Origin of the sequence: Rhodanobacter sp. MP1X3 (genome assembly GCF_014207165.1) — a bacterium.
Lineage (GTDB): Bacteria > Pseudomonadota > Gammaproteobacteria > Xanthomonadales > Rhodanobacteraceae > Rhodanobacter.
Map to the genome: position 1 here is coordinate 517,375 of NZ_JACHCO010000003.1, position 21,420 is coordinate 538,794.

A 21,420-nucleotide genomic window follows, 5' to 3' on the forward strand; every position below is an offset into this window, starting at 1 on the left:
CTGGCATTTCCGGACAGGGCGCGAGCACGCGTCACGGTTCATCAGCCTGTCTGAGACAGGGACTCCGAGCACGTGTCACCCGGCGCGCTAGCGCTTATGGCGCATTCGCCAACGAGGCGACATCGTCCACGCTGAGGGCGCCGTGATAAATGCGGAAGTCATCGATCTTGCCGTTGAAGTAAGGGTCACTGTTGTATTGGGAACGCCCGATCCAGTTTTGGTTCGAATCCCAAATCCGGAACGGAGCGAGGAACATGTCGGTATTTGAGCCCACCGCGAGGCCATTCACGTACAGCGTGCCGACGCTGCCGGACAGCGTCACCGCGACATGGACCCAGGTCCCGATTGGCAGTGCAGCGTTGCCGTTGATGCTCCGCTCACCACTGACTCCGGTAATGGTCATGGAAAAGCAGGTCACGCCACTGCTCGCGCATGGCGTGAGCATCAGGTAGCGATCGGTGCCCGCGCCAAAATCGAATACGCGCTCCGAATTTCTGGAGGCGTTCCAGAACACCCACACGGAAACCGTGAAGTCCGCGACATCGTCCATGAGCTGGTTGGGTAGGGCGACATATCCGTTGCTGCCATTCAACGAAAGCGCGTTGCCTTGTTTACCAGCGACCCAGGTAGCGCCGCCATTGAGCGTGCCCGCGTGGCCGTTGCTGCTGGAATCTGCCGCGCTCGTGCCAATCGTGTTGTTGAATGGCAGATGCGTATGCAAGTGTGTGCCCGTCAGCACGGCTGTCTCGTTGGACGGCGCACTTTCACCGTGAGGGGTGTTGGCCGTGACGATGTAATACCAGGTGCCAGGGGCTGGTGGGGTATCGGTATAGGTGAGCAAATCCGTGATGCCGCTTGCGACTGTTGTATATGGCCCGCCCGCCTGCGCGGAGCGCTTGACGGTGTAGTCGATGGCATAGACACCGCCCCACCAGGACAACACGACAGCGCCCGCGCTGATGTAACCAGAAAGTCCGCTCGGTGCTGCGCCGGTGGGAATCGCGTCCAGCGTGTAGGCCAGGGTGCCGTAACCAATAAAGTCCCAGTCGCCCCCTTCAGGTTGAATGGCGAGTGCCTTCTTGGTGGAGTACGGCGCGGCAAGCCCCTTGCGGTTGACGTAATGGTTGTAGATAAGAGCCCAGCATGGCGTCGCGTCGCCTTGCTTCAGGATTGAGAATGTGTTCCAGGTGTAGACACCGTTCTGGTAGGGCACATACGGAACGGTGTAGTAAGTGGTCCCCGATGCAATAACGTTTGCCTTGGCGGAATACTCTGTCCCGGCCAGGAAACGGTTGTTGTCGTAGCCGTAAAGGTCCACGCCCTGATGCCAGGCCATTTCGCACACTACGGCCATAGCCGCAATGCCGTCCATGGTGTGGGGTTGGTCGCGGCCGGATTCCTGCCACTGGCACAGATAACCTGGATGCATGTAGTACGCGGCACGCATGACACAGCCATTGCCATTGCCCGTCTTGAAATAGCCAACAGCTTCGTCAAACAGTACCCGGTCGTCGCACAGGATGCCGATGGCCATGATGGCGGCCATGTTGAAGAGATACCAGTTGGCATTGATCTGCAGTGGGCTGCGACCACCGTGATTGCTCAGCAAGTCATGCGAAATCGGATAGAAGATGGTGCGTAACATGTTCTTGACTGAGGCTAAATTGCCGTCAGTGAAGCCGCTATAGTCGCGCAGCATTTCCGCGATATTGGCAAGCTCGAAGCCTTGGGGGCCGGAGACCAGCGCGCGGTCTCTGCCTTGGATCGAGGTCAGGGTGGAGGCCCAGCCGTTGAGCATGCTCGTGGCTTTGGCGGCATATGTCGCGTCGCCCGTAATCTTCCACCGCAACGCCATACCGTACATCGCAGCGCACTCGTTGTAGAGCCTCGAAAAATTCTGCGTCACATCGCGACCACGATAAATTGTGGACACAGGGGCGGAGCTATACGAAAGCGTTGCCTTGGGGCTGGCAACTAGCAAATCCCAACTACCGACCCAGGGTGACCTGATGTGTTTCTGCGCCATCCGAACAAAATCGGCCTGCGTATGCATCAGACCGGGATGCGCAAATGCGCTGGGAACGTTGCTGCTTATCGTCCCGAGCTGCGAAGCGAATGTGCGGCCAGTGCAGGCCATGAGTGCCAGGGAGCCCAAGCCAAACAGAAAGCCACGACGCGACAAGTCGGCGTCGATCAAGCCATGGTCCAATGCTGGTTCGTGTTCGGAGGCTGTGGGTGGGAATTGCTCAACGCGTGTGCACGCTTTGTGCGATTTCAATTTTTTCACCAGGGACTCCATCCAGAAGTGACTACCATTAAAAGAAGGCTCCTATCATTTAGTGATAGGAGCCGAGTTGGATCAGGTTGTATGCGGAGAACGTCTACGTGACTGTTAGTGCTTTATTGATTAGTGGTAAACGACGTGATCATTATCGGACTCCAATAGCCGTTATAGGCCTGTAGCGATAACCAGTACGTAGTGTTGGGCTGCAAGTTGGTTACGGTCCAACTGCTGGTGGTGAACCCTTGGTTGGTACCGGCGATCGCATTGCCGGCATAGGCATCGGCCTGGCTCGCATACAGCGCGCCATAGACGCCAGCATGAGCAACCGTACCGCCGAATACGGGCTGGATGCCTTGGTCCTTGATGCTGAAATTCACTGTCGCCGAGTTGGAAGTTGGCGTTACCTGGACGTCGGTTGGTGCGCTCGGATCGTGGGATACCGGTGTCACTGAACTCGAAATCGACGGGCCGCTACTGCCCTGCGCGTTGAACTCCATCACCGTAATTTTCGCCGGTACGCCGTTAGCCAGACCATCGATATAGCTGGTGGAAGCGGAGGGTGGCAGGCTGACCGGCCCGAACGTGTTGCCGTCCTGCGTGGCGGTGAGCGTGTAGCCCTGCTCGACCGGGTTGGCGGGCTGACCGGCCCAGGTCACCTGGATATTGCCGTTGCCGCCGGTGGTGGCCGTGATGATCGGGGCGTTGGGTACGCCGACGGCGGGCGTGGGAACGGGCAGTGTCTGGTTGGTATTGCCGCCGTAAGTGACGGAGATCGGTGTCCAGCTATCGCTACCGGCCAGATAGACGTTGGGCGCCAGTGCCGCGGCTTGCGACGAAGTGAGCGGCACATTGCTCTGCGGCGAGGTGCTTTCGCGTTGGCTGAGATCGAAGGTCGTCCAGGTGCTGTTGGCGCCGGGGTAATACGAGTCGTACTCGCGATACGTCGAGGTGGGCAGGTTGTTGGTACCGCCTTGCGAAACCGGTAGCGGAATGAATTCGATCCAGCCTTGCTTTACAACTTCCGGACCCATCTTGGTATTGAGGAAGTAAGTGGTGGCGTAGGCTCCCCATGGACGACCCAACCAGACATTGGTCATGTACGGGCTGTCGAACAGCAGTTGCGAGTTGGTGAACACGAAACCACTGTCTTCGCTCGCGCTCGCACGGTTCTGCGCAGTGATGGTCGCTTCGCCGTTAAGGTCGCCATGCACCTTGGTCTTGATCAGGCAGTTGTCGAACACCACCTTGCCATTACCGAAGATGTAGTCGACGTAGCCTTCGATATAGCTGTTATTGAAGTAGGCGCGGCTGTCGTTACCGAGATAGAGCGTGTCCTGGCCACCCAGCAGCAGCACCGCGCGGAACACGGCGCGATCGCCCAGCGAGAACAAGGCTACGGCCTGTCCATTGTTCTGGAAATTGGGTGACTCGTAGTCGGCGGTGTTCTGGATGGTCAGGTTACTGGCGTAGAAATTGGCGCCGCTGGCTTTGACGGTGTAGCTGGTGCTGGTGGTCAGTGTATTGCCAAGGGCATCGACCTTGCCTGAGTAGTCGTCGTTGGTGATCACCACCTGGGAAGCATCGCTGCCTGTACCTACCAGCTCCACGTTGGGTTGGGTAATGTTGACCTTTTCGTGATACGTACCGGGACGGATCTGGATCATGCCGCCAGTGGCAGGCATGGCAGCCAGCGCGGCATTGATGGTGGTATAGCTGCCACTGCCGTCGGCGGCGACCACCAGCGCAGGCTGCTGGAGGTGGATGACCTCGTTGCAAGAGCCAGTGGTGGAGCCTGTGCAGCTTGTATTTGCGTTACTGGGACGCTGGCCAGGAAACCCCGAGAGGTACTGCACCGCTGCTTCCGCACGGTCAGTGATGATGAAACCGAAGTTGGCGTAATCGTGCCAGAACTCGGTGAACGGACGATGGTCAGTGCAACCAATACCCCCGCGGTTGAACTCCGTCGTACTGGCATTGCCGCATTCGTTGGCGTTCATCGGAGGTACGACAGGACCGCAGAAGCCGCCCTCCCAATAGGTGCCCTCGCTACCGCTGAGGTTGGCGTTGCTCGCGCTCGGTTGGGCCACCGTGCATAGCGATTCGGGAATGTAGGCACCGATATTCCGACCAGCCTGCCATAGGATCGTAAACATATCGTCTTGACCATGGTTAAGGCTGCTGCCGATGGCTTTGAGGCTGGCTTCTGGCGACAACACGTTGTTGTTGCCCTCATTCCAATTGATCCAGTTGCTGTAATCGTTTATGGCCCAATCGTTGGCACCGCCGCCGTCCTGGTTCGCCGCTACATTGGATGTATAGACCGGCATCACATACAACTGGGCAAGGCTCGATTCCGTCAGCGTGCCGCCATAACTTGTCTGGTAGTAATTAGCGGTCTTTTGATAGAAGTCTTCCGGCCCGTTGAACAGCACCGTCTGGAACTTGAGTACGACATGCCTGGCCACCCATAAACCGTATTGATTGCCAGCGGCCACATCACGGGCGACTTGTGCCGCCACATCCCTCACGTTTTGGTATTCGCGTAGATCAAGGAATACCAGGCCCTCGTAGCTGTCGTTGTACAGTGCCTGGAAAGCGTCCTCGAGCGAGTCGGGAAACATGGCAGCCGTGCTGCTGTCGTAACAGAAGGGATGAGCGTCGGTCTTGCCGTAGCCGTCCGCGCCGGTACACATCCGCGAGGTGGTAATGTCGGACCATGAGGGCGTTTCCAAGTCAGCGGCGCCGCCTTCCCGTGCCCAGCGATAAATGTCCGAGTATTCCGGACGATTGACCATGCGCTGCAGAGTTTTATCGTGCATCAGGTAGGGCACATGGTCGCTGCTTTCGTAAACGTCCAGTTCGAGACTTTCAATGCCGTAGTTCATGGTATTGACTGCGGACTCGACGGTATTTTCTGGATGATTCTCGTCCACCACGCCCCGATGCGCGGCCACAATCACCGGAGCTTTGTCGTAGGCCGAGAGGTTGTTTGCACCGCCTGGCAAACGAAATTGCAGAAGGCCGATGAGGGTCGTCCGGGTATTGCTGTCAATCACGTTGTAATACTGGGCATGCGCGGGAATCGCCAGGCTCGCTGCCATAACGGCTAGAGTCTGCGCTATCAATAGCGAACTGCGTTTACGTTTGAACAAGTGCTTCACGGTAAAGACTCCAGTCAGTAGTGGGGTACTTGGGTGGGATTGCTATCAGGCATGGATGAAAAAAAGCATGCAGAAACCTGCATCGGCGCAAAGCGTCGAAGTTCAATAACGTCGGAAATCCCTGTCTTAGTGTTCTTGGGCGGCCCGTCTGCCCCAATGGCAGACGTAGTTCGAGTACGTGCTTGTGCTTAGTGCAGGAAAAACGTGGTTTGGTTTATTCGAACAATCGCTCCTTCAGAGGTAGAAGAGCGGCGCCGATGGCCGAGGTATCGCCATTGGTTTCAGTCAATACCAGCTTGGGCCGATCCGGGCCCACGCCGTAGCGATGGATATCGACGAATCGCACGCGCTCGATCAACAGGCGCCCCAGCGGCAGCGGTAATTGCCCGCCGAACACGATGGCTTCCGGATCGAACAAGCCGGTCATGGCGTTGACAGTGCGATTCAGCGCCGGCAGTGTGCGTTGAATCCAGCTTTCCACACCCGGCCATGTCGGATCGAAACGCTGGCGCAAATCTTCCACTGAGTCGATCGCGATACCGTTGGCGCGCAATTCGGTCATCAGCGAACTCAGCGTGGGTCGATGCGCGGCTTCCTCCGGTGTGAACAAGGTGAGTTCACCCGCATTGCCATGCGTGCCGAACAGCGGCTTGCCGCCGACGACCATGCCGGCACCGAAGCCATAGTTGAAAGAGAGATAGGCGAAGTTCTGCGCCCACAGTCCGGCGCCGAGCAGGCTCTCGCCAATCGCTGCCGTGGTCGCATTGTTTTCGAGCCAAACTGGCAAATGCAACGCCTCCTCCAGGATCGGCACCAGATCGATCAGCGACCAATCCTGCAAGGGCTCGGGCGCGTTCATCTGACGTCGCCCGGCGACGAAAAATCCACCGATCGCCACGCCGACACCGATCAGTTTTTCGCGCGATACGCCATTGCGCGCGAGGATGCGCTCCAGTGCGTCGCCGATGGCCGTCAGCGATGCGTTACGGTGCGTGGGCGGGGTCCGGATATGTACTTCTTCCAGGATGTGGCAGCTCAGGTCAGCCAGGCACAGCGTGATGGAATCGGTGTTGATGGAGATGCCGGCGGTATATGCCGCTTCACGCACCAGCTCGATGCGCGGACTAGGCTGGCCACGACCATTGCGGATGGTGGCACCTGCGCGCAGCAGCCCGCGCGCTGTCAACTGCTCGACCAGGCGATGCACCGATTGCTGCACCATATCGGTTTCGGCGGCGATGGCTGCTCGCGCCATCGTGCCATGGCGGCGGACGATATTGAGGATCAATCGCTCGCTAGGAGATAGCAAAAGACCGTCGTTTTTTTTCGGCACGGCAGGCTTTGATAGTGAGGCCGTCTTTCCCCCCCTTTTCGCGTTCATGGATTTGCTTCACTCTTGGACATATAGGCGTGACCATCGCAACATTCGCCGCTCAATTTCGACCACAGAGGTCCGGCTACACGCATTAGCGGCTCGGTACCCACAGCAATACGCACACCGCGACGGCGGGTGGTGTAGTCCGCATCGACAATAAGACCTGCCTCGCGACACAACACCATGCCTGCCGCAACGTCCCAGAGATTGGTGTAGTCCTCGAAATAACCATCGACATGCCCTAGTGCCGCAAACCCCATACCAATAGTGGCGCAGCGATAGCCTGTGACGGACCAGCGACGGCGTTTGAGTTCGGCCTCAAGCGCCGCGGATTGTGTGGTTGCCCACATTGGATTGGTACCGATGGCGGCGATGCGGACATCGGGAAACGGAACCTTGCGCTCTATCTGCACGCCATTGAGGAAAAAGCCCAGGCCTGCGCCGGCGGCGACGGTCATGTCCAAAGCCGGATAACGAATCGCTCCGATCACCGGAACGGTGTCGGCTATGTAGGCCACTGCGACGCCCCATAGCGGTGAGCCGCGGAGAAAATTACCGGTGCCGTCGATCGGATCGACAACCCAGGCATGCGCACACAGTTCACCGCCCAGTTCCTCGCCGACCACTGCCTCACCTGGAAAGTGCGTGTCAATTTCATCGCGCACAAATCGCTCGACAGTAGTGTCAGCGTCGCTTGCGAAGTCCATCAATCCTTTGTACGTGGTTGTCAGTTGTTCACGTTCGGAAAAATAGCGGCGAGCAATATCGCCGCCTTTCTCGACAAGGGTAATGGCAGCCTGCAGACGCGCATATAAATCAATCAAGGTTGACATCCTTCTGCCAAAAAAGAAGCGGGTCGGGTGCTGTATGGTTCGATGCGTTCGCCACTGATAGCGTCGAAACAGCAGATGGCCTGTGATGAAAAGCTCAGGCGGAGTGTTTCACCCCGGACATAAGTGCGCGTACCGCTGTAGGTAACCAGGACACGCTGCTGTCCGATACGAGCATAGATGACCCGATGACTCCCCAAGTCTTCGGCTGCCTCTACGACGGCCGCCATGCCGCGTGGATCATCGAGATCGATGGCTTCCGGTCGGATACCGATCATCACGGCTGCCGATGAATTCGCCTTGATGGCGGCAGGGAAACAGCCGCCGCCGTCGACGACTATGTCGTGGCCTTCATGGCGCGCGGTCAGCAGATTCATCGGGGGCGTTCCAATGAAACCAGCGACAAAGGTCGTGCGTGGCTGGTGGTAAAGCGCCATCGGTGTGCCCGCTTGTTCGACGAGTCCGTTATTCAGCAGCACGATATGGTCGGCCAATGTCATCGCCTCGGTCTGGTCGTGGGTAACGAAGATGGTCGTCGCACCAATCTCATCATGCAGGCGGCGTAGCTCGATGCGCATCTCTTGACGCAATTTGGCATCGAGGTTCGATAACGGCTCGTCAAACAGCAGCACACGCTGTCGTCGCGCGATGGCACGGCCGATAGCTACCCGCTGGCGTTGGCCGCCAGAGAGCTGAGCGGGGCGACGATCCAGAAGCGCGCCAAGTCCCAATAGTTCGGCAGCCTCGCTGATGCGGCGCTCGCGTTCTTTACGATCCAGCCCGGCCAGTTTGAGGGCATAGCCGATGTTGTCGCTCACGCTCATGTGCGGATACAGCGCGTAATTCTGAAACACCATCGCGCAACCACGGTGCTGGGGCGGGATGTGGGTGACGTCGGCGCCGCCGATATGCACCGTGCCGCGATCGGTCTCTTCCAGACCAGCAATCGACCGCAGCAGCGTGGATTTGCCGCAACCGGAAGGCCCCAGCACAACGGTGAATTGCCCCGCAGCAAAATCAATGTCGAGGTCGTTCATGACCAGACGGCTGCCAAAGCGCTTCGATAGCCCTTGGACGCGAATCGCTGCAGCACTCATTTGCCTATCCCCGTCACGCCGCGTACAAACCAGCGTTGCGTCACCCCCATCACGAACAGCGGCGGCGCAAGTGCAATCAACGCCGCCGCCATGACCAGATTCCATTCCGGCGGCTGGCCGGTCTCGGTCGGCAGAAACGTGGCAATGCCCAGCGAAATGGTGCGCATGTCAGGCCGGCTGGTCGCAACGAGAGGCCACATATAGTCCTTCCAGGTGCCAAGAAAAACGATGGTGCCAAGGGCTGCGAAATTGGCCTTGGACAGCGGTAACAGGATGTCGATGAAGAAGCGAATCGGGCCCGCACCGTCCATCCGTGCAGCCTCCGACAGTTCGGTCGGCACGGTGAGGTAGAACTGGCGGAACAAGAAGGTGCCGGTAGCCGAGGCCATCAATGGCAAGGAGAGGCCCGCGTAACTGTCGAGCAGATTTATCGACACCGACAGATGTAGTCCGGTAACGGCAGCGATCAGCCTGCGAAGCGGCTCGAACAGATCGGATGCCACCGCGTAAGTCGGCACGATGCGCACTTCCAACGGTAACAACAGTGTGACGAATGTGCCCCAGAACACCACATGCCGAATGCGTGAGCGGAAATACACCGCGGCGAAAGCACTGGTAGAGGCCAATGCCAATTTGCCGGTTACGACGATCAGCGACACCACGCAGCTGTTGAAAAGCATAGTCCCGATGTGCGCATCGCGCAGGACGATACGCAGGTTTTCCCAGAGATGGCGGCCTGGCAGCAAAGCCAATCCATGAACAAGAATCTGCCGGCTCGTTACCGAAGCCGAACACAACGCGAGATAGATGGGGCCCAGTGCAAAGACCAAACCCACAACCAGCAAGATCAAGATGGTGGTTTTCAATAGCGGGTGACGTTCGACCATGCTCAGCCATCCTGCCGTGCGCGGCGTTCGAAAACAAAGAACTGGACGAAGCATGCCGCGAACACCAGCAGCATAAGCATCATCGACAAGGCGGAAGAGCCCGAGAGATCCAGACCAATGAAGCCATCCGTGTAAATCTTATAGGCCAAGATGTTCGTCGCCCCCCCGGGACCGCCTTGCGTCATCGTGTCGACGATCGCGAAACTGTTGGTGAAGGATTCGATCAGGTTGATGGTGGCCAGGAAGAACAGTTGCGGCTTGAGCATCGGCAACTGGATATCGATAAAGCGGCGTACAGGCCCAGCGCCATCGATCGCGGCAGCGGCTAGATACTCTGCAGGAATTGCTCGCAGCGCGGCCACGAAAACGATGAAGTTGAACGGTATCTGCGTCCAGGCAAAAGCGAACACGACCATCAGCATGGACTGTGTTCCGTTGAGATAGGGCTGCCAGAAGCCAGGCCATAACGTATTGAGATAGCCCAGCGGTCCGATGCTGGGACTGGCGGCGACTTTGAGAATGACGCCCAATACAGAGCCCGCCACTGCATAAGGCCAGATAAGCAGGTAGCGGAATAATCCGCCGGTGCGACGGTGTAGCTCCACCATGGCAGCTAAGAACAGTGCAACGACTATGGACAGGCTGACGCCAAACGCGGCGAAGAGGGCTGTGGTGCGTAGTGCCGCATAGAAACTGCTGTCTGTGAGTTCGCGTGTGTAGTTGCCCAGGCCAACGAACGTCGAGCAGTTGCCAAAGGGGCACACGAGGTGCAACGACCACCAGAACGCTTTGAGTGTTGGCCAATAGAAGAACAAGGTGATCAGCGCGAGTTGTGGCAAACCCAGTGCCAAGGGGATCCAATGGCCATGGAAGCGTGCACTGGACTTCATGGCCCAGCCTCTGCTTGCGGCGCAGCCATATAAGTCGCCTGGAAACGTTCAAGCAGGCGATTGCCGTGTGCCTGGGCATTTTCCAGCGCAGCATCCATGGTTTCTTTGCCGCCCAGAGCACGCTGCACCTCGTCCTGCCAGATCAGTCGGAACAGGGACGTGAAACCCAATCGTATGCCGGCGTTATAGTCGTTGTCTGGCAGTTCCAAGGAAGCGAGTCCCACACGGATCGCATCGGGCTCTGCGTCCGGTGCGATGGTAAGGACTTCTTCTGCTTGGTGGGTCAGCGGCAGATAACCCGTGCGCCGAGCGAACATGAGTTGCTGTCGAGGGTCATGTAAATAAGCGAGGAACCTGGCTACAGCCGGATAGACAGAAGCACTCTGTCCTTTGAGTACCCACAGCGATGAGCCGCCGATCGTGGTGCCGTAACGCTTGGTACCTGCGTAGACAGGAAGCAGGCCAACTTCGGCATCGACTAGTCCCGCTTTTTTCACGATGGCATAGGCACCCGTCGCATCGACCGACATCGCACATTCGCCGTCGGCAAACGCCAAGGTCTGGTCGTTGGCGCGCGTCATGATCGCGGGTACGAGCAGCCCTCGTGAGTACCAGCGGGCTACGTCATTCATGAAACGCCGATGCACGCCGTCGGCAAACTCATAACGTGCTTGAAGCCCTTCATGACCGTTATTGGCGCTTGCGATGGGCGCTCCCTGCACGGCATTGATTTGTTCAAGCATCTTCCATGGCGTGTAGTCGGACACAGCAGGACAACTTTTTCCGTGCGCGTGTAGTGCTTCCATCGCCGCTTCGAAAGCTTCCCAAGTTTGCGGGAGGTGGTCCACACCGACTGCCGTCAATTTTTGCCGATTGGCATAAAGCACTAGCGTCGATGCACTGAACGGCTGCGAGAGCAGACGTCCATTCTCTGTTGCATAAAACCGCCGAATACCCTTGAGGTAATCCGATGCATCGATGGGGTGACCCATGGCTTGCATCAGCGTGTCGACCGGATAAACGGCGCCACTCAGCAGCATGTCGGCGCTACCGATATCGTAGATTTCAACGAGCGCTGGCTGGCGACCGGCCCGATAGGCAGCCACCGTCTTGCGCAAGGTCTGTTCGTAGGTGCCTTGCGGGAAACAGTGAACATGATCCTGCAGTGATGCCGCATTGAAGTTCGCGCACATCGATTCGATGGCTTGCGCGTAAATCCCGCCGTGCGCATACCAGAAGTCAAAATCCGCTGCAGCACACGTCGCCGCCGGGGCTGCGGCTACTAAAGCCGACAGCACCCAAGCGAGGATGCGTGCGCCAGCGCTGGACTTCATGCGGGGTGCTCCTGACGCAGCAGCAAAAACTGATTGTCGAAGCAGTGCATATCGTTGAACGTACAGAACTCCGGCGCGCCCAGCGTGATGGTGCCGATGTGTTCTGCTAGCTCGCTATAAAGCGTGCTGTTGAAATCCAGAGCCTGCTTCACCGCCTCCAGGCTCATCGGTTTGATGAGATAGGAAAGCGTTATATGAAACACATAATGATCATGGTTAGGACTGTGGATACCCAAGCACTTCGACAGGCGATCGCGTAAGTCACGAATCTTGCGTACCTCCTCGGCATCAGTTGGGACCAGCGTCACCATGCCGATACCTCTCTGCTCGGCAGCCTCGGCGATCCGCATGCGAAAAAATGGCTCGCCGCCAAGGTCAAAGGCGCGCAATCGCCTCGCCATGAAGCGCGTACATTCGGCCAGAGTGGTATTCAGCGGCAACTCGATTGGCCATTGCTCCCTCGATCGAGGCTGATCCACCACGCCTTCGAACACCGTCATGTGATAGCTCTCCGGCGGCAGCATGGTCACACAATCGGCGAACGGGCCGGCCTTGATCCGATCGCGCACCTCGACCAAGCCATCCGATAACGGTGTGAACAACGGGACGTGGCAAATAAGCGTATTGCCTGGATGGCGCAGCACGTTGCCATGCGCATCGAACTTGAGATTGAGGTGGCTAAGCGGCTGATGGAGCTTGTCAAGCATTTTCAGAAAACCTCAAAGCGAATGCGGCGCGTACGTCAAAATGCGGCCGATGGAGAAGGCGTCCTTCGGCCGATCATGCGCGAGCTGTTTCGCGCGGCCGCCGGTGTAGAAATCGATGCTGCAGAGATTATCACTCATTGTGTGTCATATTTTTTACAATCTCTCGCTCAAGCTAATAGTCTCAATTTGACGTCGTTCTGTCTCCAAAAAGACCTGTATAAATGGGAAAATTTGCCGTAGGTAAGGAATCGTCCGCGTGCGAAGGCATGTTATCGAGATCTAAATAAGTCAGTTTGCGTGCAATTAACTAACTTTATGAGTAGTATTTTTCGGCGCAACCGGCGCTGACTTCTTGCGAGCGAACGACATGGCTTTCCGTCTGGAGGACCGTTGGGTTTGGGATTTCTGGATGGTCCAGGAGGGCGCACGGACACACCTTTTTTTCCTGCAGGCGCCCAAGTCGCTAGACGATCCCAATCAACGCCATTGGCATGTGTCGATCGGTCATGCCGTGTCGGAGGATTTGCTGCATTGGACCGAGGTCGGCACGGCGCTACGTCCCGCGCTGATGTCGGCCTGGGATGACTACACCACGTGGACCGGTTCGGTCGTGCGCTCGCCGCAGGGCAAGTGGCTGATGTTCTATACCGGTACCAGTCGTGCGGAAGAGGGGGTGATTCAACGGATTGGTGTGGCGGCTTCGGATGATCTGCATCAATGGGAACGCTTGCACGACAATCCCGTGCTCGAAGCCGATGGCACGCTTTACGAAACGTTGGACCGTGAACTTTGGTATGAGGAGGCTTGCCGCGATCCCTGGGTCTTCGAAGATCCGGACGGTGATGGCTGGCATATGGTGTTCACCGCTCGCGAAGCCGTTGGGCCGGGCAGCGGCCGCGGTGTTATCGCTCATGCCGTATCGAAGGATTTGCAGCACTGGTCGCTGCGTCCGCCGTTGTTTCGATCCGGCCTATTCGGACATATGGAAGTACCGCAAATCTTCGAGCTGGAAGGGCGCTGGTATTGCCTGTTCTGCACAGGAACAACCGCAAGTGCCGATACGCAAACACCTGACTCGGCATCGACGCCCGTGATCGGCACGCATTACCTGATCGCCGATCATCCGCTCGGTGAATGGCGTCTCGCAGCGGGCGATTTTTTGGTGGGCGATGCGCTGGGACGGCTGTATGCCGGCCGCGTGATGTGTGCTCAAGACGGCTCGCTGCAATTCATGGCGTTTCTCAAAAACGATCAGGATGGCCGTTTCGTTGGCGATCTCACCGATCCCATGCCCGTCGTCGTGGATGGCGATGGATTCTTGCAGGTTGACGCCAGCGCTTATGGCATCGTGAAAAAATGATCTGTATGCGTGTTGATTTCAATGCGCGATGCAGATGATCGTTTTGATCATCCCTTTTGGGGCTCCGAGTACGACGTAATGGAAGTCATAAAGTGCAAGGGAAGACTTGATGCGCCAAGCTCAAGGCCCGACTTGGCATTTTGCGACACGATAATCTCCGGCACACTCAAGCCTTCAGGGATCGCACGCGGCAACTGCTCACGCAACATACGCGCGATATGTGTGAAGACAGAGAGTGGCAGCAGGCCATTCAATACGATCGCCTCGATATCGAGGATGACGCTCAATTGGCGCGAAAGGTCGAGCAGATAAGGTCCCACTCGCTCAATCCATTCCATGATCAAACCATCGGGGATATGCGACTGGGCAAGATCACGCATGAGTTGTGGTGGTTTTGTCATCCGGTCGGCGAGGAAAAGCAATAAGTCGCGGCCAGAGGGTCTTGGTTCTCCATACGGATATAGCCCGCCAAATTCGGCAGCACGTCCTAACGTACCTCGATAAGGACGGCGCTCCAGGATCAGTCCGCCACCGATGCCGTAGGCGATGTGGATAGCCGCGAAATTGCGCAGCCGCTGGCCTGCACCAAAATACATATCGGCCAAAGCGGCGGCTTTGGAACTGTTTTCCAGCCAGCAAGGAAACCCCAGCGCCTGTTGGAAGTGGGTGGGAATATCGAGTTGCTTCCATGCGCTGTACTCCTCCGGAAAGGAATGCACGCCCGTAAGCTTCAAGCCCGTACCGTATTCACCCATGGTGGTGCCTGGCATGCAGATACCGGCACCAAGCACACGATCGCGTGGAACATTGGCCTCGATAAGCAACCGATCGAGCATGGTTGCCGAAAGATTCGCCACAACGGTCGGGTCGGCTTCTGCGAGATTGTGCGCAGCGCTCGCACGCAGATTGCCTTCGAAATCGGTGATGCAGGCCGACAGGTATTCCGATTGCACCGCGATGCCGACAGCGAAGGCGCCATCCGGATTGAGCTTGATCAGCTGTGCCGGTTTGCCACGTTGGCCATCGCGCACCTTGTGCAGCTCCAGCAACAGCTGATTGTCCGAGAGCGCCTGAGTCAGGCGGGTCAGGCTTGGCGTGGTCAAGGCGGTCATACGTGCCAGGCCGGCACGTGACATCGGCCCGTTGCTGCGCAACAGGTCCAGGATCCGCCGCTCGTTGTAACCCAGGTTACTGTCCATCGTCATCCTGATATTTATCTACATAATGTATTTAAATCTTCCTACTTTTGCCATGGAAGCGCTGAGATGACAAGTTTTTGGCACAAAATGACTGTCATCAAGCCGAAAAATTACTAGAATAAGCTAGTTAAAGTAACTAAATTTCACACCGTTGCTTTGGCTTCTGACTTTTGGGGATAACCATGACCAGACTTGCGACCCGTACGCTGCTTCGACGAACCCTGTTTGCAGCGGCCATCTTGAGCGCTCTTAGCCCCGCTTGGGCACAAGAGGCAGCTCCTGAAAACACCAGCTCACCGAGCAATACGGCGAAGGATAAGAACCCGTCGACTTCGACAGCAAACCAGAGCAATGCCAAGAGCCTGGAACAGGTCGTCGTTACCGGCAACGCGGCGCTGAGTGGCGTCAAGAAACTCGATGCCAGTTACTCGATCACGACACTCACCGCAGACCAGATCAGTCAGGCCAATGTGACTAGTGCCAACGATCTGCTCAAAGCTTCGCCTGGCGTGCACGTGGAATCATCGGGTGGCCAGACCGGTGCCAATATCGAGGTGGCCGGTTTTCCCGGCAGCGGTGGTTCGCCATACGTCACCATCGGGCTTCAGGGTGTACCGTTCTACCCCATGTCCGGACTGGGCGATCTGGAGCAAGGCTCGCTGCTTCGCCTAGATGATACCGTCGAGCGCGCAGAACTTGTCCAAGGCGGCCCGGCAGTGTTGTACGGCAGCGCCCAGCCGGGCCTGTTTGCCAATTTCATCCTTAAGCAAGGCACCGATGTACCGCGTGGCGATGTTGGTCTCACCGTGGGTTCGGAAGGGATGGAACGCATCGATGGCTTTGTGGGATTTCCGCTCGCCAAGGACAGTGGTTGGTATGGCAGCGTCGGTGGTTTCTTCCGGCAATCCGATGGCGTGCGTGATCCGCAATTTACCGCTGACAAAGGTAGTCAGTTGACGGCCACACTGACGCGTGACTGGGATAACGGTTCATTGATGTTCTTTGCTCGCTATCTCAACGACAAAAACCAGTTCGTCACCGATACGCCGATTCTCAATCCGAGTCGCGGTCAGTTCGACGCCTACCCGGGGTTTAGTCCGCTAACGGGCACGATGGGTAGCAGGGCAGATCAATACGAATTTCTGCAGACCACGCCTTGCTACACATCGGGCTGCACACCGGGCGGCAAGTCAGTAAATTTGGCCAACGGCCGTGGCCCAGACGTGTTCTTTACCGGCGCCAATTTTGATTGGGATTTTGGCAATGGCTGGTCGATTTCCGACAAGTTGGGTTTCAACGGTGGCACGATGAGCGTGCTTGCATTCTTTAGCACCGGCAACAACCCGATGCCGTTATCCACTTACATTGCGCATGCCGAAACCGCCGACCACCTGCCGGCCAGCTTGGTGGCTACCGCAACGTATACGACGGGCGGTGCAGCTAACATGAATCAGAATGTGGTGACGCAGGAACTTCGCGACATATCACAGCAGTTCCATGTGGTCAGCAATGAGTTCCACGTCAGCAAGGAACTTTTTGAAGGCAACACCCTAACGCTGGGCAATTACACTACTACCTATACCTCCAATGAACTGGCCATTCAAGGCAGCGATATGCTGCTGCAGGCCAAAAGCAATCCAACGCCTATTGCCGTCAACCTGAGCAACGGCGCGCAAACGTGGCAGCTTGCTGGTCCGCAAGGTTTCACCAGCGGCCCTACGACAGCCATCCATTTGCTTGGTACCGGCTTCAACACGGCGTTCTTTCTAAGTGATAGCTGGAAGGCTGGACACTGGCTCTTTGACGCCGGCGTTCGCGACGAATATCAGTATGTAAAAGTCAATCAGGCCAACACCGCCACGGGCGACCTGGATGATGATCCGTACACGCTGTACAACAACAACTCGCGCTATCAGGCAGCCGGTAGCCATAACCTTTACGAAGGCAAGATAGCGCCCTCATGGACGATCGGCGCCAACTACGAGTTCAACAGCAATATGAGCGCCTATGTGCGCTTGAACGATGGCGTGCACTTCCCGGCCTTTACGGACTTTATAAGCTTCTCCAGCATGCCGGTGGAAAAAGTCCACAACATGGAGGCAGGCTTCAAGTTCCAGGACACCTGGATTTATGCCGACGTGTCGGTTTATCGCCGGTTGTTCGATGACGTACCCAACAGCCTTTTGGTCGCCGTAGGCGACACGACAGAAACGGTCTCATACCTCTACGGCTCCGAGGCGAAGGGCATCAATTTCGATATGACCATCAAGCCGTTTGAGCATTTCTCGATCGCGTTGTCAGGGGACTATCAGGATTCGCATTACACCGGCAGCAACGGCTGTTATACCTATCAAGGCACGACGACCCAGTTGGTATGCAGTGCCAAGAATGATTTCGATGGCTATCAGTTGGCGCGACAGCCAACGTTTCAAGCTCGCCTGACTCCAGCCTACACATTACCTACCAGTTGGGGTTCGCTATCTGCATGGCTCACCTATGAATATATCGGTAGCCATTACAGCGATCAGCAGGAACTGCAGCCACTCGGTCACTACTACGATCTCGCGTTTGGCGTGGTGGCTGATGTGGGCGATCGATGGGAATACCGGCTGCAGGGAACTAACGTCACCAACCAGATTGGCCTGACGGAAGGCAATGCCCGCATCCTCGGCACGGCCAGCACGGGTGGGGTCATTCTGGCTCGCTCCATCGAGGGGCGAGAAGTCAATTTTCAAGTGAAATACAAATTCTGACAGGCTGGCTATTCCCACAGTTTGTTATAGGTCCTGCGCACCTATCCAAGCGAATGTTTTGGGGTGCGTTGGATTCGGGGAGTGCCAAAAGTAGCGAGGATATGGTGGATATGGTGGATATGGTGGATCGAGCACGACGCAACTTTCTTGTTAGAAATTCGGTTGGATATGCGGGTGTGGTGACGGCCGGGTTATGGAGTCGTGTAGGGGCTGCGCAAAACCGTCAAAGTGCGATGAACTGTTTGGCCTCTCCGCCAGCTGTGCCGCGGGATGTCGGGCCGGGCGAAAAATTCAGTGTCGATGGAGCGGCGCAGCCTTATCCGGGAAATACCATCATTTGCCCGATTGCCGAATCCAATCCGGCGCTCGACGAACTATGCGCGGCCTATGAAGAATTACGGACTAACACACGTGCCGGAAATCTGGCATGGCTTCCACCCAGTTCATACCATTCGACCATTTTCGATGGGGCAACAAACGCGAACCGCAGACCCGGCGACTGGCCGCAGATGCTGCCGTTGAATGCAAGCATGGACGAATGCAATCGCGACGTGGCTGACCGCTTGCAGCATATGAGCGCAGGCATCGCTGCGCCCATTCGCATGGTGGTGGATATGGATGAAGTAGAGAATATCCCGGCCGGCGTGTTGCTGAAACCAGTCGATGCAGCGGAAAACCGCCGACTGCGGAAATTACGCGACGCAATTTCCCTGGCAACGGGCATCCGGCATGCCAATCATGATGACTACCGATTCCACACAAGCTTCGCGTATTACGTGCGTTTGTTTTCGCCGGCTGCGGAGGCGAGCTATCGATCCTCCTACGTGAAGATGTTGCATAGACTCAACAAAAAGCTGCCTGTCATTGAATTAGGTTCGCCGGAGTATTGCGTGTTCCAGGACATGCTTGCCTATCAAACACAGTTTGCTCTGAAGAACGTCTAAAGCGGCCGACGTCATTGCAGGAGAAACCCGACTTTAGCTGGCTGGAATTGACGAGAGCATCGCAAATTTGGAAAACATGAATCGTCGTACGCGATTTCATAATTGTAGGTGATCTTTCGGCATCGCAGGATGCGCCAGATCGATGTGGGGGACATCGCAAGCAATCGCTGGATAAGAGCAAAGGTCAGAGGCTCCGAACCGAAGTTCGGGACTCTTGATGCCTTGGCTTGTCGCAGGACTCCCCTGACATCTTTATCGAGAAATCTAGGTCAGGGGACGAGTAGATGAAGCACATTGTCGGTGGCGGCTATGACGGTCGGCGGTTGAGAGAAAAGTCCGGCCATGGCGAGCCAGTCAGAAAGCGACTTGCAGCGATGCTCGGCATCGCCTTGGCTGCTACCAGCGTCGACGCGTTTGCCCAGACGACAGTCAACGCACCCAGCTCCGGCGGCGACATTACGGCGCTTTTACAAGCCGATGCGGGAACCGACAATATCGTTCTTCAGGGACCTGCCTATTCTGTCGCCTTGCCGAGCGGGACCACCACGTATAGCGGCGTTCTATCGGGCACCGGCACGCTGACCGTCAATGGCGCCAGCAACACCTTGGTGTTTACCGGCACCAATACGTTCACCGTGCCCAACCCTACGGAGACCACGGCAGCAAAGGGTTACTACAACGATAATTCCGAAATTTACGACGGCATTGCGGGGGCTCCGTTTCGTGGCTGGATCTACAACCTCGTCAATCCCAATTCGCCAGAGGTTTTCATCAACAGCGGCGCCACCTTGCAACTGGGCGGTGGCGGCGTAACGGGTTCGCTGGGTGTCTACGCCAATATCGAAGACAACGGCACCCTCGCCATCAATGCCGCGAACGATGGTTCTGCGTTTTCGCTCGGCAGCATCAGCGGTAGCGGTTCGCTGCACCTGATAACCGGTTCGCCCTATCTTGCCAACGTAAGCACCTATACCGGTGCGACCATCATCGAAAACAACCAGACGCTATTTTTGGGGACCGATCACACTTACGGTGCTATCCCCGATTCGTCGTTCGTTTTCAACAACGGCTCGTTCATTCTGAACACGCCAATCAACGACGGGTCTGGCAATCCCGGTGTCATGTCGGTGTCTCAGAACGTATGGCAGAATCATTACGGCAACGATATCAACATCGACGGTAATGGTGGATTGATCGTATTGTCGGGTGTCTACAGTTACACCGATAGCGGAGTAAACGCGAAAACCGATCCATCGCTGTCTAATTCGAGCCTGAATTACACCATCATCCGCGGCAGTGCCAGCACGCGCGGCTTCAATATCGAAGGCGGCATGGTCCAGTTCGGCGATGGCACCACCGACAAAATCTTCCTGCCTGGCAACGAATACACCAGCTACATCAATCTGCACAACGGCGGCATTCTCGCTTTCGACTACGACGGCACGGTCACCCTGGATACGCCGATCGGCGGCGGGATCTATCACGACTCGACGTCCACCCCCGGTATCGGATCGGTGGTGATTACCGGCAACGCCAGCAATGCCAACCATGTCATCTTTACTCAGCCGGGGGATTACAACGGTCTGACTCAGATTGATGCTGGCACGATCCTGCAGCTGGGTGATGGTACGGTCGGCAACTCCACCGGCACGCCAGGTCAGCTCGGTTATTTTTCCAGCTCGCGCGGCGACAGCAGTTTGCTGACGGCCGAGAGCTCCGATGGACTGAGCACGGATCGCATCACCGACAACGGTACACTGCTCGTCGACAACGTCGTCGGCGCGCAAGATGGCATTACCGCCGTGTCGCTCTCGAACATCAGTGGTAGTGGCGGCCTGACTCAGATCGGCGCACTGCCGCTGACCTTGCTGGAAAACACCACGTACACCGGCGCGACCACGATCGGCACCGGCAGCACGCTGTATCTGGGCACTAACAGCAGTGGCGTCGCCGGCAGTATCGCCTCCAGCAGCGGTGTCGCCCTGACCGGTGCCGGTGCCACGCTGGATATCTCCCAGGCGGGTGCGGAGACGTTGCAGGATCTCAGCGGCGCCGCCGGTAGTGTCATTGCTTTGGGCAGTCATGCCCTGACCGTGGGCACGGCGGACTCCACGGTGTTTGCTGGCGCCATCACGGATGGCGGCATCGGCGGCGGCATCGGCGGTAGCCTGACCAAGATCGGCATTGGCACGCTGGTGTTGAGCGGTGCCAATACCTACACCGGTGGCACCACGATCAGTGGCGGCATGCTGCAGCTAGGTACGGGCAGCAGCAGCGGTAGCGTGCTGGGCGATATCGTGGATCAAGGCACTCTCGCTTTCGATCGCTCCGATAACGCCATCTTCAGCGGCGTGATTTCCGGCAGTGGCGGTCTGTTGCAAGCCGGTAGCGGCACCACGGCATTGACCGCCGTCGATACCTACGCCGGCGCCACCGAGGTCGCGTCCGGTGATTTGCAGGTGGACGGCGCGATCACCAGCGACGTGCAGGTCGATGCGGGCACAACACTGTCAGGTACCGGCCAGGTGGGCGGCATCAACGTCTTTGGCAACCTGCTGATCGGCGATGCGGCCGCCGCCGCGAAAGTGATGTCGGCCAC

General features: G+C 57.2%; 15 protein-coding genes. 5 read left to right on the plus strand and 10 right to left on the minus strand.

Annotated elements, in window-relative coordinates; translation table 11 throughout:
* Positions 1–94: 94 nt before the first annotated feature.
* From HDE79_RS11440 to HDE79_RS11480, 9 genes are all read right to left on the minus strand, one after another.
* Entirely contained in the window at positions 95–2,197 is a 2,103-nt protein-coding gene (locus tag HDE79_RS11440) for a LamG-like jellyroll fold domain-containing protein (RefSeq protein WP_221440118.1), read from the minus strand.
* A gap of 203 nt (positions 2,198–2,400) precedes the next feature.
* Positions 2,401–5,445, minus strand: coding sequence for a pectinesterase family protein (locus HDE79_RS11445; RefSeq protein WP_184602085.1), 3,045 nt, complete (start codon positions 5,443–5,445; stop codon positions 2,401–2,403).
* 214 nt (positions 5,446–5,659) lie between these two features.
* Positions 5,660–6,826, minus strand: coding sequence for an ROK family transcriptional regulator (locus HDE79_RS11450; RefSeq protein ID WP_184602086.1), 1,167 nt, complete (start codon positions 6,824–6,826; stop codon positions 5,660–5,662).
* Positions 6,823–7,644 carry an inositol monophosphatase family protein gene (locus HDE79_RS11455; protein ID WP_221440119.1) on the minus strand — a complete coding sequence of 274 codons (822 nt, stop codon included), beginning with the start codon at positions 7,642–7,644 and terminating at the stop codon, positions 6,823–6,825. Before HDE79_RS11455 ends, HDE79_RS11450 begins: the two co-directional genes overlap by 4 nt.
* Positions 7,641–8,852, minus strand: coding sequence for a sn-glycerol-3-phosphate ABC transporter ATP-binding protein UgpC (gene ugpC, locus HDE79_RS11460; RefSeq protein WP_221440120.1), 1,212 nt, complete (start codon positions 8,850–8,852; stop codon positions 7,641–7,643). The genes HDE79_RS11455 and ugpC overlap by 4 nt, the downstream gene beginning before the upstream one ends.
* Positions 8,744–9,634 carry an ABC transporter permease subunit gene (locus tag HDE79_RS11465; protein WP_184602088.1) on the minus strand — a complete coding sequence of 297 codons (891 nt, stop codon included), beginning with the start codon at positions 9,632–9,634 and terminating at the stop codon, positions 8,744–8,746. Before HDE79_RS11465 ends, ugpC begins: the two co-directional genes overlap by 109 nt.
* Before the next feature lie 2 nt (positions 9,635–9,636).
* Positions 9,637–10,485: an ABC transporter permease subunit gene (locus HDE79_RS11470; protein WP_221440121.1), complete on the minus strand. Its 849-nt coding sequence runs from the start codon at positions 10,483–10,485 to the stop codon at positions 9,637–9,639.
* A gap of 35 nt (positions 10,486–10,520) precedes the next feature.
* Complete coding sequence (locus tag HDE79_RS11475) at positions 10,521–11,858, minus strand: extracellular solute-binding protein (RefSeq protein WP_184602090.1); 1,338 nt, start codon at positions 11,856–11,858, stop codon at positions 10,521–10,523.
* Positions 11,855–12,565: a DUF1868 domain-containing protein gene (locus tag HDE79_RS11480; protein WP_184602091.1), complete on the minus strand. Its 711-nt coding sequence runs from the start codon at positions 12,563–12,565 to the stop codon at positions 11,855–11,857. Before HDE79_RS11480 ends, HDE79_RS11475 begins: the two co-directional genes overlap by 4 nt.
* On the opposite strand from HDE79_RS11480, the gene HDE79_RS11485 reads away from it, so the two are divergent.
* Positions 12,467–12,805, plus strand: coding sequence for a hypothetical protein (locus tag HDE79_RS11485; RefSeq protein ID WP_221440133.1), 339 nt, complete (start codon positions 12,467–12,469; stop codon positions 12,803–12,805). The genes HDE79_RS11480 and HDE79_RS11485 overlap by 99 nt on opposite strands.
* Before the next feature lie 127 nt (positions 12,806–12,932).
* Positions 12,933–13,925: a glycoside hydrolase family 68 protein gene (locus HDE79_RS11490; RefSeq protein ID WP_184602092.1), complete on the plus strand. Its 993-nt coding sequence runs from the start codon at positions 12,933–12,935 to the stop codon at positions 13,923–13,925.
* Positions 13,926–13,972: 47 nt separating this feature from the next.
* Here the strand turns inward: HDE79_RS11490 and HDE79_RS11495 are convergent, their stop codons facing one another.
* On the minus strand, positions 13,973–15,124 hold the full coding sequence (locus HDE79_RS11495; RefSeq protein ID WP_184602093.1) for an ROK family transcriptional regulator: 1,152 nt from the start codon (positions 15,122–15,124) through the stop codon (positions 13,973–13,975).
* 182 nt (positions 15,125–15,306) lie between these two features.
* Here HDE79_RS11495 and HDE79_RS11500 point away from each other — a divergent pair, with 182 nt between their 5' ends.
* The 3 genes from HDE79_RS11500 to HDE79_RS11510 form a co-directional block, all read left to right on the plus strand.
* Positions 15,307–17,877, plus strand: coding sequence for a TonB-dependent receptor (locus HDE79_RS11500; RefSeq protein ID WP_184602094.1), 2,571 nt, complete (start codon positions 15,307–15,309; stop codon positions 17,875–17,877).
* A gap of 110 nt (positions 17,878–17,987) precedes the next feature.
* Complete coding sequence (locus HDE79_RS11505; protein ID WP_184602095.1) at positions 17,988–18,821, plus strand: DUF1868 domain-containing protein; 834 nt, start codon at positions 17,988–17,990, stop codon at positions 18,819–18,821.
* A gap of 284 nt (positions 18,822–19,105) precedes the next feature.
* The coding region (locus tag HDE79_RS11510) for an autotransporter-associated beta strand repeat-containing protein (RefSeq protein WP_184602096.1) at positions 19,106–21,420 on the plus strand (2,315 nt) is incomplete at its 3' end.

Coding starts and splice junctions, on each gene's coding strand:
- HDE79_RS11505 (WP_184602095.1), top strand. CDS start 17,988: ATGGTGGATATGGTGGATCGAGCACGACGCAACTTTCTTGTTAGAAAT.
- HDE79_RS11465 (WP_184602088.1), bottom strand. CDS start 9,634: ATGGTCGAACGTCACCCGCTATTGAAAACCACCATCTTGATCTTGCTG.
- HDE79_RS11450 (WP_184602086.1), bottom strand. CDS start 6,826: ATGAACGCGAAAAGGGGGGGAAAGACGGCCTCACTATCAAAGCCTGCC.
- HDE79_RS11490 (WP_184602092.1), top strand. CDS start 12,933: ATGGCTTTCCGTCTGGAGGACCGTTGGGTTTGGGATTTCTGGATGGTC.
- ugpC (WP_221440120.1), bottom strand. CDS start 8,852: ATGGAATCTGGTCATGGCGGCGGCGTTGATTGCACTTGCGCCGCCGCT.
- HDE79_RS11480 (WP_184602091.1), bottom strand. CDS start 12,565: ATGCTTGACAAGCTCCATCAGCCGCTTAGCCACCTCAATCTCAAGTTC.
- HDE79_RS11500 (WP_184602094.1), top strand. CDS start 15,307: ATGACCAGACTTGCGACCCGTACGCTGCTTCGACGAACCCTGTTTGCA.
- HDE79_RS11475 (WP_184602090.1), bottom strand. CDS start 11,858: ATGAAGTCCAGCGCTGGCGCACGCATCCTCGCTTGGGTGCTGTCGGCT.
- HDE79_RS11495 (WP_184602093.1), bottom strand. CDS start 15,124: ATGGACAGTAACCTGGGTTACAACGAGCGGCGGATCCTGGACCTGTTG.